Raw genomic sequence first — 15,118 nt, 5'->3', positions numbered from 1 at the left:
GTCACGACTGCTCTGACCAGCGGATTCGTAGGGTTTCCCTACTCTGCGTCAAGGCTCTGTAAAGGTCCCTTCGGAACTGTTCCGGAGGGACCTTCGGGTGTTGTGTTCTTTTCTCAGCACCGGACAAAGCCGTTCGGGGCACCGACCGAGACTGCCGAAGGACCCGCTGATGACGGAGACGCTCGAAACCCCCGCCTCGCACCGCCGCGTGCGAGTCTGGTTCGGAGCTCACCCGATCGCGGACCACACCGCCACAGCGGAGCAGGCAGCGCAGTACGAGGAAGCCATGCGGCGGCGGTTCGCCTCCCTCCGGGTGACGAGCGAGCCGGTGCTGGCGGACAGCACCGCGGAGCCGGGACGATGACGACCCGGCCGACGCTTCTGGGGTATGTACGGGCCGACGCGCTGAGCTGCGCGGAGGAGCTGGCCGCGGCGACGGATTCCCTCGTCGCCTTCGCCACCGCCGAGGGATTCACCCTCGGCACCGTCTACACCGAGCGCGACGCGGCCGAGTCCGCGGCCTTCCACGCACTGCTCGAAGAGGTGAAGCGGACCGACGTCCGGGCCGTCGTCGTACCGACGATGAACCACCTCGGCTCGGTCGGCACCCCGGCGGCGATGCGGCAGGACCTCGAGTTCCACCAGGCACACGTCTGGGCGGTCGACACGAGATAACTCCACACAGGCAAGCGGAGCTGACGTCTTGACCCCTGCATCGGCGTCGGTTCCGCTCTCCACCTCCACAGCTGCACCGGGAATGCCCGGGCGGTAGTGGACCACCAGGGCCCCACCGGCTGCTACCGGTGGGGCCTTGTCGTTGTTCCGGTACGACGACGTCTCAGGCGACGATCTTGTACCCGTAGCGCTTCATCACCGCGGCGACGGAGTTGTTGAAGACGCCGGTGACCTCGAGCTTGAAGTGCAGTTGCACCTTGCGGATCACCCGCTGGAAGTGCAGGTGCCACGGCACTCCCTTCGGCGGCACCGTCTCCGCCTTCGTGATCGCGCCGACCCGCGGGTGCGCCGCCCAGGCGATCACCCGGGCCCGGTCCGCACCCCAGGCCCCGGTCATCGCGTCGTGCGTGCGGGCGTGCGCCATCGCGCCGAGCGAGATGGTCGAGTCGGGCACCGGCTGGGCCGGCGGGTGCGCCTTGAGGTACAGCTCCCAGGTCATCCCGTAGTACCCGGCCGGGCCGTCGTCCTTGCCCCGGTTGGCCAGCCCGTTGCGCTTGCGGCGGTACTCCGCCACCTGGTGCGCCGCGCCCCGGGACAGATCCTTGTCGCCGATCGCGATCGCGTGCACGTGATACGGCCAGTTGCCCTGGGCCGGCGTCCGCAGCCAGGCCGCGAACCCGACCTGCCGCATCGCCTTCACCACCGCCAGGCGCTGGGCCGGGCTCTTCGACGCGACGTCGAGGTCGACCGCCCCGCCGCCGTCATGGGTACCGGCCGACGCGGCCACGCCACCCTTGTTGTACGACCCCTGCAGGAGCGCGAACTTCGACTTGTACAGCTTCTCCGCGGCCTCGATCATCGCCACGGTCCGCTTGTTCAGCGTGGTGTCCCGCCAGACGATCCTTGCCTCAGGCATCTGCTGCTTCCCCGAGCGCCGCGGTCACGATCAGGTCCGCGTCCTCCGCGGCTCCGAGCGCTTCCAGCTCGTCCAGGTCGTCATCGGTCAACTCGTCGTCGAACAAACTCGACATCCCTCGTTCCTTCCCCCTGTGCCGTCCCGCGGCCTCCCCCGGCGCGCGGAATCGCCGTCCAGCGTAGGTGCGCGCAGGGTCGCGGTAAATGTCTTTCGGGGCACCGAAGGTTCGGGGAATGTGAAGATCGGGCCGGTTTCCGCGTGCCGGGGGGTGTGATCCGGCGGCGGGTGGGGTACCAGTTAGTGGTCCCGCGGTTCGGTCAGTGCCATTCGGGCATGGGTGGTGTTCACCGAGCCGCGAGTTCTCCCACTGAGGGGCGGGAGAACGACCGGCCCCGGCGGGCGTATCCCAGGGTGCGCCCGCCGAGTTCGGACCCCTCCCGGTGACTGACGGTCAGAGCGCCGAGGCGACGAACAGGTACCGGTTGAGGCTGAAGAAGTAACTGCCGCCGAGCGCCCGCAGATCGTTCGCCCACGCCTGCGCCTCCTCCTCGGTGACACCCGCGCGACCGGGCACGAACGCGGTGATGATGTCGATCAGGCCGGCACTCAGCGTGTGCGCGTCGTACCCGGCGTTCAGCATCGGCACCACCTGCAGATGAGTGAGCATGAAACCGGACTCGGCCAGTACGTCGCCCAGCCGCCGGGGCAGATGTGGATCGGCCAGATGGTCCTCGAACGCGGTCAGCACCCGCTGCATCCGCAAGTCGTCACTCGACCGCCACACCACCGAACCCCAGTCGGTGTCCAGCAGTACGACGCGACCCGCCGGCCGCAACACCCGTCGTACCTCGTCCAGCGCGCCGGCGACATCGTCGACGTACTCGAAGACCTGGGTCGAGACGACCACGTCGAAGCTCTCCGGCGGGTGCGGGATGCTCGTCGCGGACCCCACTTCGAGCTCGATCCCCGGCCCGCCGGGCACGTCGGCGCGGGTCCGCGCGATCGCCAGCATGCTGTCACTGACGTCGATCCCGCAGATCCGCCCACTCGGCCCGACCTCGGGCGCCATCTCCGCCGCCAGCAATCCCGGGCCGACTCCGACATCCAGCACCCGATCGCCCGGCCGCAACGCCAGTGCGGCCCGGACGATCCGCCGTTGCTCGACCACATCAGGCGCCGTGTAGACCGCCTCGACCTGCCGAGAGACCCCCGAATCAAACTGCAATGCATCTCCGCCCATCCCCACATCATGGTCTGCCACCTGCCGCCCGGACAGACCTAAATGAGGCGCGTCGCCGATCTGCCCCGGGCTAGTTTGTCCGGATGATCGAGGTGCCCGCGGAGTTCCTGGCCATGCCGCGCTGGTGGCGGGAGGGCGCGGAGTGGTTGGCAGGGCTGCCCCGGGCGGTGGAACGGCAATGTTCCGAGTGGGGGCTCTCGGTCACGGGCGAGGTTGCCTTTGGCTCCAACGCGATCGTGGTGCCGGTCGGGGCGGATCTCGTCCTGCGGATGAACCCGCCTGGTCCCGAGGTCGAGGAGCAGGTCCGGGCGCTGCGGTGGTGGGACGGGCGCGGAATGGTTCTGCTGTACGACGCCGACCTCGACGCCGGTGCGATGTTGCTAGAGCGGTTGTCGACGCCGTTGACGACCAAACCGGTCGCCGAGGCGGTCGCCGTACTCGGACAACTGATGCGGCGGTTGGCGGTGCCGGCACCGCCGGATGCGCTGTCGACCGCGGTGATCGTGGCCGATCGGTCCGCGGAGTTGGAACGCGAGTGGGAGCGGTTGGGCCGGCCGTTCGATGTCGGGATCCTGCGAGAGGCGCTCGACGTCGCGCCGGCGTTGACCGAGACCACGTCAGAGCTTGCCGTCAACGGCGACCTGCACTCCGACCAGGTGCTCGCGGGTACGCGCGAGGACTGGCTGACGGTCGATCCGGTGTTGCTGCGCGGCGACATCGAGTACGACCTCGCCCGGGTGCTCTGGACCCGGCTCGACGAGATGACCGATATCGTCGCGCACTTCGACATCGCCGTCCGCGAGGCCGGGCTGGACAGGGACCGGGCGCGCGACTGGGTCGTCTACCGCACCGTCGACTACTGGCTCTGGGGTCTGTCCGTCGGTCTCACCGAAGACCCAGTGCGCTGCGCCCGGCTCCTGTCAGCAGTGTGACTTCGAGACCTCAGTGAGCAGGGGCGAAGTCGTGGAAGCCGATGATCTGCTGGATGTGGCCGTCGGAGGTGAGCAGGACGATGTCGGTGCCACCGGCCACCGGTTCCTGGCCCTCCGCCGTCAGGTGCCAGGTCCAGCGCAGGTAGGTGTGGTGCTCGTCGATGTCGCCGATGCGGACGAAGCCGAGGCCGGGGAACATCTGCTGGGCGGTGCCGACCAGCTTGTTCAGGTCGTCGTGGCCGGCGACCTCGAAGCTCGGGTCGACGAACGTCGCGTCCGCGGCCCAGCTCGCCCCGATCAGCGCGGCCCGGCGGTCCGCGTCGGCCTCGTTCCACATCGCGAAGTACTGGTCGGCGAGAGCGTTGGCATTCATGGTTTCCTCCTCGGAAGTTCGGATGACCAGAACCTTGCCGCCGAGCGCCGCATCCGGTCGATGACGTCGGAGGTAATCGCGACGACCACCCCAACGGTTACGGTCGGACCATGGCAGCGACGATCGAGGAGACCTTCCAGCGCCCGGTGGGTGAGCTCTTACGCGGCTGGCGGGAGCGCCGCCGGCTGAGCCAGCTCGAGTTGGCGAACCGGGTCGAGGTGTCGACGCGGCACGTGAGCTTCGTGGAGACGGGCCGCTCGAAGCCGAGTCGCGAGATGGTGCTCCGGTTGGCCGAGCATCTCGACGTACCGCTGCGGGACCGCAACCAGCTGCTCCTGGCCGGCGGCTACGCGCCGATCTACAGCGAGGCGTCGCTGCACTCGCCGTCGATGCTCGCGATCCGTACGACGCTCCGCCGGTTGCTGAAGGCGCATGAGCCGTACCCGGCCCTCGTGGTCGACCGCTGGTGGAACATCGTCGAGGCCAACGCCGGCATCCAGATCTTCACCACTGACGTCGACGAGCAGTTGCTCAAGGCACCGATCAACGCACTGCGGCTGACCCTGCACCCAGACGGCCTGGCGCGCCGGCTCGGCAACCTGGCCGAGGTCCGCGCGGCAGCCCTGTCCAGCCTGCAACGCCAGGTCGCCAGTACCGCCGACCCCGAACTCCAGGACCTGTACGACGAACTCCGCGAGTACGCTGCCGGCGACAAGCCCGTCCACCCGGGGCCGACCGAGGTCGTCGTACCGATGAATCTCCGGCATGAGGGGCACGACCTGTCGCTGCTCACCACGATCGCCACCTTCGGGACGCCGCTGGACGTCACGGTGTCGGAGCTGATGATCGAGTCCTTCTATCCGGCCGACGAGCCGACCGCCGAGTTCCTTCGAGGACTGTCATGACGCAGCCTCCGCCTGTCGGAGAAGGCGACACGATCGCGCTGCATCTCGGTTTCCTGGACCACTACCGCGGCGTGATCGAGGCCAAGCTGACCGGGCTGACCGAGGCCGAGCTGAGGTCCAGCCGGTTGCCGTCCGGATGGTCGCCGCTGGAGCTGCTGAAGCACCTGGTGTTCATGGAGCGGCGCTGGCTGCGCTGGGGGTTCGCCGGCGAGCAGGTGGACGAACCGTGGGGCGACTCCGCCGCAGACCCGGACGGCCGCTGGTCGGTGGGGCCTGATGAGACCCTTGCCGAGCTGATCGCCCGGCTGCACGAAGGTGGTGCGACCACCCGCCGACTGGTGAGCGGGGTGGATCCCGCGACGCCGGGAGCAGTCGGTGGGCGGTTCGGTGAGGCGAACCGCCCGACCTTGAACTGGATCCTCTTCCACGTGTTGCAGGAGTACGCACGGCACGCCGGCCATCTGGACGTCGTCCGCGAACTAGCAGATGGGGTCACCGGCGAGTAGGGACTCGCATTCGCCTACCCGCCGGTGACCGGGACCTCACCGGTCTGAGGAGGGTTGACCGGTGGGGAAGGTGGTCGGGAAGCTCGGGGTCTCCTTGGGGAGGGTCGGCTTCGTGGTGGGCAGGGACGGCTTGGTCGTCGGGACGGCGGGCTGCTGACCCGGGTCGACGGTGACCTTGACGCCACCGGAGACCTTCACCGTCGGGACGGCCGGCTTCGGCGCGGACGGCTTCGTGGTCGGCAGCGACGGCTTGCCCGGCAGGGTCGGCTTCGGCGCCGGCACGGACGGCTTCTCGGTCGGAACGCCGTCCACGCAGTCGGGCAGGGTCGGCGTCGCGACCGGCTTGCCCGGCAGCGACGGCTTGGCCGACGGGAGCGAGGGCTTCTGACTCGGGACCGCCACCGACGGCAGGGTCGGCTTGGCCGTCGGCACCGTCGGCTTACCCGGCAGCGACGGCGTCGCCGTCGGGATCGACGGCTTGCTCGGCAGCGTGGGCTTGCCCGTCGGGAGGCTCGGCGTGGCCGTCGGGATCGACGGCTTGCCGGTCGGGAAGGTGGGCTTCGGCGGCAGCGACGGCGTCTTCGTCGGGATCGACGGCTTGGCCGTCGTACCAGGTAGCGAAGGCTTCGTCGTCGGCAGCGACGGCTTGCCGCTCGGAACCGACGGCACGGTCGGCTTGGCCGGCAGCGACGGCTTCACGCTCGGCGGGTTGTTCGGGTCGATCGTCTTGTCCACCGACACGGTTGCCTTCGGCAACGTCGGCTTGGCCGGCAGACAGGTCGGGTCGACTGACGGCTTCGGCGTGTCCGCCGGAACCACGGACGGTACCGGCGGCTTGCCGTCACCGGCCAGCAGATTCCTTGCGGCGGACGGACCGCCGACCGCGGCGGACACCGTCGCAACGGTTCCGGCCAAGGCGGTGACGCCCGCCGCGGCCAGTCCACGGCGGAGCCAGGCCAGCCGCTTGCCGCGACGCATCAGGTCGGTCGCGTTCGGCTGCCAGGGCTCCAGGTCGTACTCGAGTGCGCTGCGTACCCGCTGCTCGTCACTCATCACAGTCCTCCAACTCCGGTATCGATCAGGTCGGGTGCCAGACGCAGCTTGGCCAGCGCGCGGGATGCCGTGCTCTTCACGGTCCCGGGTGCCATCCCCAGCAGCTCGGCGGTCTCGGCCTCGGAGAGATCCTGCGAGTAGCGCAGCGCGACCACGGCTCTCTCCCGCACGGTCAGACCGGCGAGAGCCGAGAGCACGGCCTCCCTGGTCTGGACCTCGCCGGCGAAGTCCGCCACCGCTCGCTGGTCCCAGTCGTTGCTCACCGGGTCGCTGGGAACCTCGTTGTTCCAGCGCCGGCGGGTCTGGGAGAGGAACCGGTTGACCAGGACCCGGCGTACGTAGCGCATCGGGTCACCGTCCAGCCGGTGCCATTTCGGATAGGACCGCATCAACGCCTGCTGCACCAGGTCCTCGGCGTTGTGCCGATCGCCGCACAACATCTCCGCGAAGCGGAGCAAGGGGGTCGACTGCGCCAACACGAAGCGCTCGAAATCGGCGTCCGCGGTCCGGGTCATCGATTCTCCTCTGCCTCTGTCACACCGGTCCAAACCCGCTGGGTGATCGATCCGGTTCTGTCCGTACACCAACTCCTTCGAAGAAATTTATTCACGGGCTATACAGAGGCCCGGTTGATTTGTCACATTGGGTGAACCACGCAGTGCACCTTCACCGCCCCGGAGGTAACCGCCCATGCGTATCACCCGACCTGCCCAGCTCACAGCCTGTCTGGCCGCGACGCTGGCGATCTTCACCGCCACCTTGCAAAGCACCGCCGCACCGACCGATCCGGTCTCGGTCGCGGCCCAACCAGTCGCCGGATCCAGCAACGTGAAGGTCGAGGGCAGCCGGATCATCCTCGGCGACGCCCCGGCCGCGACCGGCTCGAGCGAGATCAAGCAGCGCTCCGGCCTGGCCGAACTCGTCCCGGTCCGCTTCGACACCGCCACCTCGGCCGTCGTGGTCGGCTACACCGCCGGTACGCCGGACGGTTCGTCGGCCGACGTCGACGTACGGGCGTGGGTCAAGGACAGGTGGACAGAGTGGACGCCCGCCCGGTCCGGTACGCCGACCGCCCTGCCCGGAGCCAGTGACCAGGTCCAGCTCCGGATCATCGTCAGCGCCCCACCGACCGGCGGCAGCCCGTGGGTCGGCGACCTGACGGTCCTGCCCACCGACAAGGTCGACCCGAGCCGGATAAGCGTCCAGGCCGCACCGCTGCAGTCCCGCGTCTTCGCCACCCGCGAAGGCCTGGTCGGAGGTACGACGGCCAACGGCCACGTGATCGTGAACCGCGACCACTTCGTCGCCCTGCCGTCTCGCCGCGGACTTTCCGGCAACGGCTCCGGCACCTACTCGGTCAAGGTGTGCACAGCCTCCCGGTGTGCCTTCGAGCCGGTGTGGGACGTCGGCCCGTGGAACACCAAGGACGACTACTGGAACCCGAGTGCCATCCGGGAGATGTGGAAGGACTTGCCGCAGGGTCGCCCGGAGGCCCAGGCGGCGTACCAGAACGGCTACAACGGCGGTAAGGACCAGTTCGGCCGGACCGTCGCCAACCCGGCCGGGATCGACCTCGCGGACGGGACGTTCTGGGACGCACTCGCACTGACGAACAACGCGTGGGTCGACGTGACCTACCTGTGGACCGGCGACGGCGGCCGCGGCACGGTGTCGATCACGTCCGGCTACCTCAACGTGCGGAACACCCCGAACTCGTCCGGCGCGGTCGTCGGCATGGCGGGTAAGTCGGCCCAGGTGACGGTCGAGTGCCAGACCACCGGTCAGACCGTCACTGGTTCGCAGGGCACCAGCAACATCTGGCTCCGTGTGCACTCCGGCATGTACGTCGCGAAGGCCTACATCTCGGCCGGGTCCTTCGCCGCCTGCTGAGGTTTGTGACTCCCGTACGCCGCTCTGGGCGGCGTACGGGAGGTGGTGCTTCAGCAGCCGTGGCTGACCTGAGCGCAGGTGTCCTCGCCCCAGACCAGGAGGAACGTCCGTAGCGACTGGCCGTTCGGACCGAACAGCGTGACCTTGATCTGCGGGCCCGGCGCCGAACCTTCCTGCCAGGGCGTCGCGGTCTGGTGCTGCATCAGCCAGTAGTTGCCCTTGATCACGGCGTCCGTGGTCCGGCCGTCGGGGAAGGTGTAGGAGATCTTCGCGACGCCGGACGGCAGTTGGCCGGCGGCCCAGTAGTACGCGTACTCCTTGCCCTTGATGGGGATCAGGTTGTTCGCGACCTCGAAGGCCTCGGCGTCACCCGGTGCGGGCTTGGCGATCTTGGCCGGTTGCCGGATCGAGCCCTCGCTGCCGTTCCGCGCGAACGCGGTGTCGCAGCCGGCCCAGTACTTGCTGTCGGCAAGGATCATTACGGTGCCCGGTACGCCGTCCAGCCGGGCGGCCACCTTCGCGTTCGGACCCGGTGCCGGTTCGCCGCGCTCGCTCGCGACCTCCTTGAGCCAGGTTTTGCAGGCTGCGACAGGGTCGGCTGGCGGCGCCTTTGCCGCCGGCTTCGGCGGGATGGCGGGCTTGCGTCCGGTGCCTTCCGGACCTGGAGTCTGGCTTGGTTCGGGGGTTGCCACCGGTTCAGGCGTCGCAGCCGGTTCGGGCGCCGGTGACGGTGTGGCGGGGTTCGCCGTACCGGCTGCTGGGGTGGCCAGGTTGGCCGGGCTCGGTGTCGCGGCCGGGGTGTCCGGTCCGCCCGCGACCGCGGTCTCTCCCGCCGACTGCCTGCTGCGTGCCACCGCCGTACCGGCGATCGCGACGCCGGCCACCGCCGCGACCGCGAGCCCGGTCACCAGCAGCCTGACGATGCGCCGCTTCCGGTCCTGTTCGATCATCGTTGCCCTCCACACCCTTTCGTCCGGTCGGTCGGGCTGAAGGACGCGCGGCCCGGCCGGAATGGTTCTGCCTGGAACGGTTCTGCCTGGATAAGTTCTGCTCAGCAGCCATGGCTGATCTGGGCGCAGGTCTGCGTCCCCCAGTTCAGCCGGACGTCGTTCAGTACGGCGCCGGAAGGCGAGAGCAATTGGACCCGGATCCGGTCGCCCAGGTCGTGTGCACCGGGCGGCACGGTCGAGACGTGCCGCATCATCCAGAAGCCGTTGCTGACCTCGGCATCCACGACAGCACCGTCGACGAAGCTGTACCGCACGGTCGCGACGCCGGTGGGCAGCATCCCGGCCGCCCAGAAGAAGTCACGCTCGCCGGCGGCGGTGCCGATGGTGTTGCCCGCGACCGCGAAGGCGTTGTTGTCCTGGATGCCCGGTCTCTGCAGCTTAGCGGGCTTGCGGGCCGACGGGGTTGTCCGGAACGTGTTGTCGCACGCCATCCAGTAGTTGCTATCGGCCACGATGATTAGCCGGCCATCCAGCGAACCTCGCTGCTTGGCAGCCGGCGCAGGCACCGGAACGCCGGATGCGGCCGCCTCCTGGAGACAGCTCTCCACCGTCGGCGGGGTTCCCGCCGGACCCCCTGTCTGTCCACTGGACGGCGGCGTGGACGCGTTCGGCTCCGGCGTCTCGGATGGTCGCGGCGTCGGCCTGTCCTGCGTCGCGAGCGTCGGAGCTGGGACAGTCAGTGCAGGGTCGGCGGGCTGGGGCGCGTCGTCGAGAGACCCGCCACCGGCCAGGAATCCGCCCGCGGCGACGCCGATGACAGCCACCGCGGCGACGCCGGCCGCGGCGAGACCGTGAACCTTCCGTCGGCGGCGCGCACCGGCGATCACCCGGGCCGGATCGAGCGGCGCGATGGTGTCGTCCGGTGCCAGCGCGACCCGGAGATCGTCCTCGGGCGTGGTGCGGCGCTCATCGTTCATGCTCGTTCTCCTACATACCGGCCGCTCAGCTCGGGAGCCGCGCGCAACTTGTCCAGCGCTCGCGCGTTCGCGCTCTTCACCGTCCCGACCGCGACCCCGAGGACGGCCGCCGTCTGCTTCTCGGTCAGGTCCTCGACATACCGCAGTACGACGACCGCACGCTCGCGCCGGCTCAGCGTCGCCAGTGCGGCGCCGATCGCGACACGGCGAGCCACCGCACCGGCCGGGTCGGCGACGGACGTCCCGAAGTACTGATCCAGTTCGCTCGCGTCACCGCTCGGCCGCTCGCGCCACGGACGACGCCGTACCCAGGACAGGTGCTGGTTCACCACCGCTTGCCGGACGTAGCCGAACGGATCGGCCAACTCGATCCGGTCCCAGCGCAGGTACGCCTTCTCCAGCGCCGTCTGGACCAGATCCTCCGCGAGTCCGGCGTCGCCGCAGAGCATCCGCGCGAAATGCACCAATCGCGCGGACCTGGCCAGCACAAATGCGGTGAAGTCGTCGTCACGACTCCCCGGACCCGCCATACCCTCTCCGTCCTGCTGCCCTCACACACAGGACGCCGTACCCGGGCAAAAGGTTCTGCCCGTCCGCAGGGGGACTCGACGGAGTGCTGTCAGGTGCGGTCGGTCGGAGCCGCGGCGCCAGTGGTCACCGGGTGATCGGCGGCTTGGCGGCTGGGGTGGGAGTCCGAGTCGTCGAAGGGCACGGCCGGGTGCGGGATGGGGCGGGGCGGCGGGAGTACGTCGGCGGCCAGGCGGACCCGGTTGCGGCCGGCGGCCTTGGCGGCGTACATGGCCCGGTCCGCACGAAGGAGCAGGTTGTCGACGGTGATGCCGTCGGCGGGGTAGACGGCGACGCCGATGGAGACGGTCAGGTGGAACGTGTCCGGATCGAGGTCCGGGTCGTCCAGGACGCCCGCGCACATCGCGGCGAGTGGGCTGGCGGCGACCGCGTTGCGGAGCCGGTCCGCCGTCACGGTCGCGTCGTCGAGACCGGTCTCCGGCAGGGCGATGACGAACTCCTCGCCGCCGAACCGGCCGATCACGTCCTTCGCCCGGATCGCGCTGCGCAGGATCGTCGCGACCGCCCGCAGCGCCTCGTCGCCGACCAGGTGCCCGTGCCGGTCGTTGACCTGCTTGAAGTGGTCGATGTCGATCAGCAGCACTGCCATCGGTTCGCTCTGGTTCCGAGCGACGCGCAGCATCTCCTCGGTCCGGCGCCGCCACCAGTCGACCCGGCTCAGGCTCGTCTTCGGATCGGTCTGCACCTCGGACTCCAGTTGCGTGAGCAGCAACGCCCGCTGCGCGGTGAGCGTGATCGGGATCGCCAGGAACGCGAACCACGGGCTCACCAGACAGGCCGCTGCCAGCAGGCAGCCGAGGGTCGCGGCTGTCGCGTCGGTGCACAGGTCGTCCATCGTGCCGAACGCCTCGCGCCAGCTGCTGCCGGGGAGGATCAGCGAGATCGCCAGGCCACACAGCACGGTGTCGGTCACGACGTACGCCATCGCCGCCGCGACCATCGCGACGACCAGGCCGAGGCCGCCGTTGCCGGTCAGGTGATTGACGGCGGTGAAGACGGTGTGCGCCGCGCCGACCGCGAGCACGTAGACAGCGGTCGAGAAGGCCCAGCGGTACGGGATGCACTTGCCGGCCCGGATCCGCCACCAGATCCGGAGCAGGACGACCACCAGGATCGCCAGCGCGGGGTGGAGCACCACGGCGGCTGCGATCATCCAGGCGGGCGCGAGGTCCTTGTGCAGCGCGCCGCCGCGACGTCGCCGGTTCTCGACCCGGCGGGCACCCTCGACCGCGATCAGCGCCGAGACCGTCAGCGCGAAGACCACGTCGAGCCCGCGCCAGCTCGGCAGCTCGGCGAAGGCCTGCACGCCGTACCCGATGGCGGCCAGGTCGACCAGCACGACAACAGCGAACGCCGGGACCGTCAGGGTCCACAGCGCCCAATAACGTACCGCTCGCCTACTCTGCGCAACCATCACCTCTCACGGTACGACGAGTGAGCGTCTCGTCCCAATCCGCGACGGCGCGCTGTGGATGACGATGTGGAAACGATGGTCGACCGTTGAGAATTCAGTCGTTTGATCAACCATCAAACGCGTGAATCCCTTCCAGTACAGGTGAAAACAGCTGCCCTGACAGGTGAAACGTTTGACCTCAGCGTTTGCGGCGGGCCGCGCCGAACAGGCCGCGGACGATCTCGCGGCCGGCCGAGCGGGCGAACTGCTTGAACGCCGACGAGCCGATCACCTGCTCCACCATCGACTTGTCCTGCTTCTGCGCCCGCGGCCTCGGTTCCGGTGCCGGCTTGGCCTGCTCCTCGGCCCGCTGTTCGGCCTCGGCCTGTTCGGCGCCGGCCTGGACCTTGGCGGCGAGCTTCTCGTACGCCGACTCGCGGTCGATCACCTCGGTGTACTTGGCGTTGTTCGGCGACGCCTGCACCGAGGCGGTCAGCTGCTCCGGCGACGCCGGCGCCATCAGTGACAGCGGTGCCCGCAGCCGGGTCCACGCGACCGGGGTCGGCGCGCCCTTCTCGTTCATCACCGTGACGACCGCCTCGCCGATCCCGAGCTGGGTCAGCACTTCCGCCAGGTCGTACGACGAGCTCGGGAAGGTCGAGACGGTCGCCTTCAGCGCCTTGGCGTCGTTCGGGGTGTGCGCCCGCAACTGGTGCTGCACCCGCGAGCCGAGCTGCGCGAGCACCTCGTCCGGTACGTCCTTCGGCGTCTGGGTGACGAAGAAGACGCCGACACCCTTCGACCGGATCAGCCGGACGGTCTGCGCGATCGAGTCGAGGAACGCCTTCGACGCGTCGTTGAAGAGCAGGTGCGCCTCGTCGAAGAAGAACACCAGCTTCGGCTTGTCCACGTCACCGACCTCGGGCAGGTCGTGGAACAGGTCGGCCAGCAGCCACATCAGGAAGGTGGAGAACAGCGCCGGCCGGTCCTGCAGGTTCGGCAGCTCGAGCAGCGAGATGACACCCTTGCCGTCGCGCTGCTGCATCAGGTCCGCGGTGTCGAACTCGGTCTCGCCGAAGAACGCCTCGGCGCCCTGGTCGGCGAACCCGATGAGCGAGCGCAGGATCACCCCGGCGGTCGCGGCGGACAGCCCGCCGAGCTCCTTCAGGTCGGCCTTGCCCTCGTCGCTGGTCAGGTGCGTGATGACCGCGCGCAGGTCCTTCAGGTCGAGCAGGGTCAGCCCCTGCTTGTCGGCGAAGTGGAAGATCAGGCCGAGCGAGGACTCCTGGACGTCGTTGAGCCCGAGCACCTTGGACAGCAGCACCGGGCCGAACGACGTAATGGTGGCGCGGATCGGGACACCGGTGCCCTGGCCGCCGAGTGCGTAGAACTCGGTCGGGAACCCGGTCGCGGTCCACTCCTGGCCGATCGTCTTGGTCCGGGCCAGCAGCTTCTCGCTCTCCTGCCCCGGCTGCGAGATCCCGGACAGGTCGCCCTTGATGTCCGCGGCGAACACCGAGACACCCGCCGCGGACAGTTGCTCGGCCATCAACTGCAGGGTCTTCGTCTTACCGGTACCGGTCGCACCCGCCACCAGGCCGTGCCGGTTCACCATCGACAACGGGATCCGGACCGCCGCCTCCGGCTTCGGCTCGTCCCCGGCCAGCAGCGCGCCGAGCTCGATCGCCGCCCCCTCGAACGCGTACCCCTGCTTGACGGTCTCCACGACGTCGGCTGTCTCGGCCATGTCAGCGTGCCTTTCCCCGGTTGACAGAACTACCCGCTGCGCATGCTAGTGCCTGGGCAACTCGAGCCTGGGGGTTGACGGGCTGCAAGCGTCCCCGGTCAGCGCATCACCACGACGCGGACCGACTTGGCGGCGAACGACCAGATGGTTGCCGACATCGAGGCGGACACCCGGATGCAGCCGTGCGAGGCCTTGTAGTTCGTGCCCAGCAGGTAGTCGGCGTGGATCTGCCGGCCGTTCGACTTGTACGTCGGGATCTGGTGGAACCCGATCCCGCACGGGGCGAAGCGGACGAAGTTGTTCAGGTACAGCGACCCGCCGTCGGTGTTCTTCCGGATCCGGGCCGCCCGGCCGCATTTCGCGCCGCTGGTGTACGTCCCGGCCCGCAGGTACCGCGGGTTGTCGATGATCCCGCCCTGACGGACGACCTTGCCCCGGGCATCGATCAGCCAGACCCAGTTCTGCGACTGGCTGATGACGATCCGGCGGCCGCTCCCGGACCGGGCCGGGACCGCGCGGACGTCACAGCGCTTCGCCGTACTCGCCATCAGGCGGGTGTACGTCGTACCGGTCGGCGAACCGTTCTGGCTGAGCCGGTTGGCGGACTGGAACCGGACCGTGGCGGCCTTGGTCATCGTGCCGATCTTGCCGTCGACCGGCCCGGCGCCGCAGCCGAGCTTGTTCAGCCGGGTCTGGGCGGCCTTGGCCTGGGTCACGGTGATCGCGTCGGCCGGTAGCGCCGTACCGACGGCGACGAGCGTGATCGACGCGGCCGCGACACCGAGTTTGGAAAGAATTCGCATGCGGTTTACCCCCTAAGTCGCGGGCACCGTGGGCGCCCACCAGCTGTGCCCTGCCCCTACCCCTTTCCCCGTGTGACGCAGATCGTGCCCAAAAGGTTGAGTCCCCACTCCGGACTATTCCGGTGACATTCACGACCTCTCACAAGACCTTTTACCCCGCTAGACTTTGC

18 protein-coding genes are annotated in these 15,118 nt (G+C 69.1%); 6 read left to right on the top strand and 12 right to left on the bottom strand.

Annotated features, from left to right (window positions below; all coding sequences use genetic code 11):
* Positions 1–169: 169 nt before the first annotated feature.
* Positions 170–364: a hypothetical protein gene (locus ACGFIF_RS32340; protein ID WP_393159877.1), complete on the top strand. Its 195-nt coding sequence runs from the start codon at positions 170–172 to the stop codon at positions 362–364.
* Positions 361–675 carry a hypothetical protein gene (locus ACGFIF_RS32335; protein ID WP_393159876.1) on the top strand — a complete coding sequence of 105 codons (315 nt, stop codon included), beginning with the start codon at positions 361–363 and terminating at the stop codon, positions 673–675. The genes ACGFIF_RS32340 and ACGFIF_RS32335 overlap by 4 nt, the downstream gene beginning before the upstream one ends.
* A gap of 163 nt (positions 676–838) precedes the next feature.
* Here the strand turns inward: ACGFIF_RS32335 and ACGFIF_RS32330 are convergent, their stop codons facing one another.
* The 3 genes from ACGFIF_RS32330 to ACGFIF_RS32320 all read right to left on the bottom strand — a co-directional run bounded on the left by ACGFIF_RS32330 (position 839) and on the right by ACGFIF_RS32320 (position 2,816).
* A complete protein-coding gene (locus ACGFIF_RS32330; protein ID WP_393159874.1) occupies positions 839–1,591 on the bottom strand; it encodes a hypothetical protein in 753 nt (250 codons plus the stop codon).
* Positions 1,584–1,706 (bottom strand): hypothetical protein, encoded by a 123-nt coding sequence (locus tag ACGFIF_RS32325; protein WP_393159872.1) that lies wholly within the window; start codon positions 1,704–1,706, stop codon positions 1,584–1,586. Before ACGFIF_RS32325 ends, ACGFIF_RS32330 begins: the two co-directional genes overlap by 8 nt.
* Before the next feature lie 336 nt (positions 1,707–2,042).
* On the bottom strand, positions 2,043–2,816 hold the full coding sequence (locus ACGFIF_RS32320) for a methyltransferase domain-containing protein (protein WP_393159870.1): 774 nt from the start codon (positions 2,814–2,816) through the stop codon (positions 2,043–2,045).
* A gap of 98 nt (positions 2,817–2,914) precedes the next feature.
* On the opposite strand from ACGFIF_RS32320, the gene ACGFIF_RS32315 reads away from it, so the two are divergent.
* Positions 2,915–3,763, top strand: coding sequence for an aminoglycoside phosphotransferase family protein (locus ACGFIF_RS32315; RefSeq protein ID WP_393159868.1), 849 nt, complete (start codon positions 2,915–2,917; stop codon positions 3,761–3,763).
* 10 nt (positions 3,764–3,773) lie between these two features.
* Here the strand turns inward: ACGFIF_RS32315 and ACGFIF_RS32310 are convergent, their stop codons facing one another.
* Positions 3,774–4,136 (bottom strand): nuclear transport factor 2 family protein, encoded by a 363-nt coding sequence (locus ACGFIF_RS32310; RefSeq protein WP_393159866.1) that lies wholly within the window; start codon positions 4,134–4,136, stop codon positions 3,774–3,776.
* 110 nt (positions 4,137–4,246) lie between these two features.
* Between ACGFIF_RS32310 and ACGFIF_RS32305 the strand changes: the two genes are divergently transcribed.
* Both ACGFIF_RS32305 and ACGFIF_RS32300 read left to right on the top strand, forming a co-directional pair.
* On the top strand, positions 4,247–5,041 hold the full coding sequence (locus ACGFIF_RS32305) for a helix-turn-helix domain-containing protein (protein ID WP_393159864.1): 795 nt from the start codon (positions 4,247–4,249) through the stop codon (positions 5,039–5,041).
* The gene (locus ACGFIF_RS32300; protein WP_393159862.1) at positions 5,038–5,547 is read left to right on the top strand and encodes a DinB family protein; all 510 of its coding nucleotides are present in this window, start codon (positions 5,038–5,040) and stop codon (positions 5,545–5,547) included. Before ACGFIF_RS32305 ends, ACGFIF_RS32300 begins: the two co-directional genes overlap by 4 nt.
* A gap of 36 nt (positions 5,548–5,583) precedes the next feature.
* On the opposite strand, the gene ACGFIF_RS32295 is transcribed toward ACGFIF_RS32300, so the two are convergent.
* Complete coding sequence (locus tag ACGFIF_RS32295; protein ID WP_393159860.1) at positions 5,584–6,600, bottom strand: hypothetical protein; 1,017 nt, start codon at positions 6,598–6,600, stop codon at positions 5,584–5,586.
* Positions 6,600–7,115 (bottom strand): SigE family RNA polymerase sigma factor, encoded by a 516-nt coding sequence (locus ACGFIF_RS32290; RefSeq protein WP_393159858.1) that lies wholly within the window; start codon positions 7,113–7,115, stop codon positions 6,600–6,602. Before ACGFIF_RS32290 ends, ACGFIF_RS32295 begins: the two co-directional genes overlap by 1 nt.
* 175 nt (positions 7,116–7,290) lie before the next feature.
* Between ACGFIF_RS32290 and ACGFIF_RS32285 the strand changes: the two genes are divergently transcribed.
* A complete protein-coding gene (locus ACGFIF_RS32285; protein WP_393159856.1) occupies positions 7,291–8,490 on the top strand; it encodes a hypothetical protein in 1,200 nt (399 codons plus the stop codon).
* Between the two features lie 50 nt (positions 8,491–8,540).
* Here ACGFIF_RS32285 and ACGFIF_RS32280 read toward each other — a convergent pair whose 3' ends face one another.
* The 6 genes from ACGFIF_RS32280 to ACGFIF_RS32255 all read right to left on the bottom strand — a co-directional run bounded on the left by ACGFIF_RS32280 (position 8,541) and on the right by ACGFIF_RS32255 (position 14,948).
* Positions 8,541–9,440 carry a hypothetical protein gene (locus ACGFIF_RS32280; protein ID WP_393159854.1) on the bottom strand — a complete coding sequence of 300 codons (900 nt, stop codon included), beginning with the start codon at positions 9,438–9,440 and terminating at the stop codon, positions 8,541–8,543.
* Between the two features lie 101 nt (positions 9,441–9,541).
* Positions 9,542–10,417, bottom strand: a complete 876-nt coding sequence (locus ACGFIF_RS32275) for a hypothetical protein (RefSeq protein ID WP_393159852.1) — start codon at positions 10,415–10,417, stop codon at positions 9,542–9,544.
* A complete protein-coding gene (locus tag ACGFIF_RS32270; RefSeq protein WP_393159850.1) occupies positions 10,414–10,947 on the bottom strand; it encodes a SigE family RNA polymerase sigma factor in 534 nt (177 codons plus the stop codon). The genes ACGFIF_RS32275 and ACGFIF_RS32270 overlap by 4 nt, the downstream gene beginning before the upstream one ends.
* An 89-nt stretch (positions 10,948–11,036) precedes the next feature.
* The gene (locus tag ACGFIF_RS32265; RefSeq protein WP_393159848.1) at positions 11,037–12,419 is read right to left on the bottom strand and encodes a diguanylate cyclase; all 1,383 of its coding nucleotides are present in this window, start codon (positions 12,417–12,419) and stop codon (positions 11,037–11,039) included.
* Positions 12,420–12,597: 178 nt separating this feature from the next.
* On the bottom strand, positions 12,598–14,145 hold the full coding sequence (locus ACGFIF_RS32260) for a helicase HerA-like domain-containing protein (RefSeq protein ID WP_393159846.1): 1,548 nt from the start codon (positions 14,143–14,145) through the stop codon (positions 12,598–12,600).
* Positions 14,146–14,243: 98 nt separating this feature from the next.
* Entirely contained in the window at positions 14,244–14,948 is a 705-nt protein-coding gene (locus tag ACGFIF_RS32255) for a peptidoglycan-binding protein (RefSeq protein ID WP_393159844.1), read from the bottom strand.
* Positions 14,949–15,118: the final 170 nt, after the last annotated feature.

It is taken from the genome of Kribbella sp. NPDC049174 (assembly GCF_043197365.1).
GTDB lineage: Bacteria > Actinomycetota > Actinomycetes > Propionibacteriales > Kribbellaceae > Kribbella.
The sequence above is the reverse complement of the archived record's forward strand: the minus strand, read 5'-3'. Positions and strand labels throughout refer to the sequence as shown.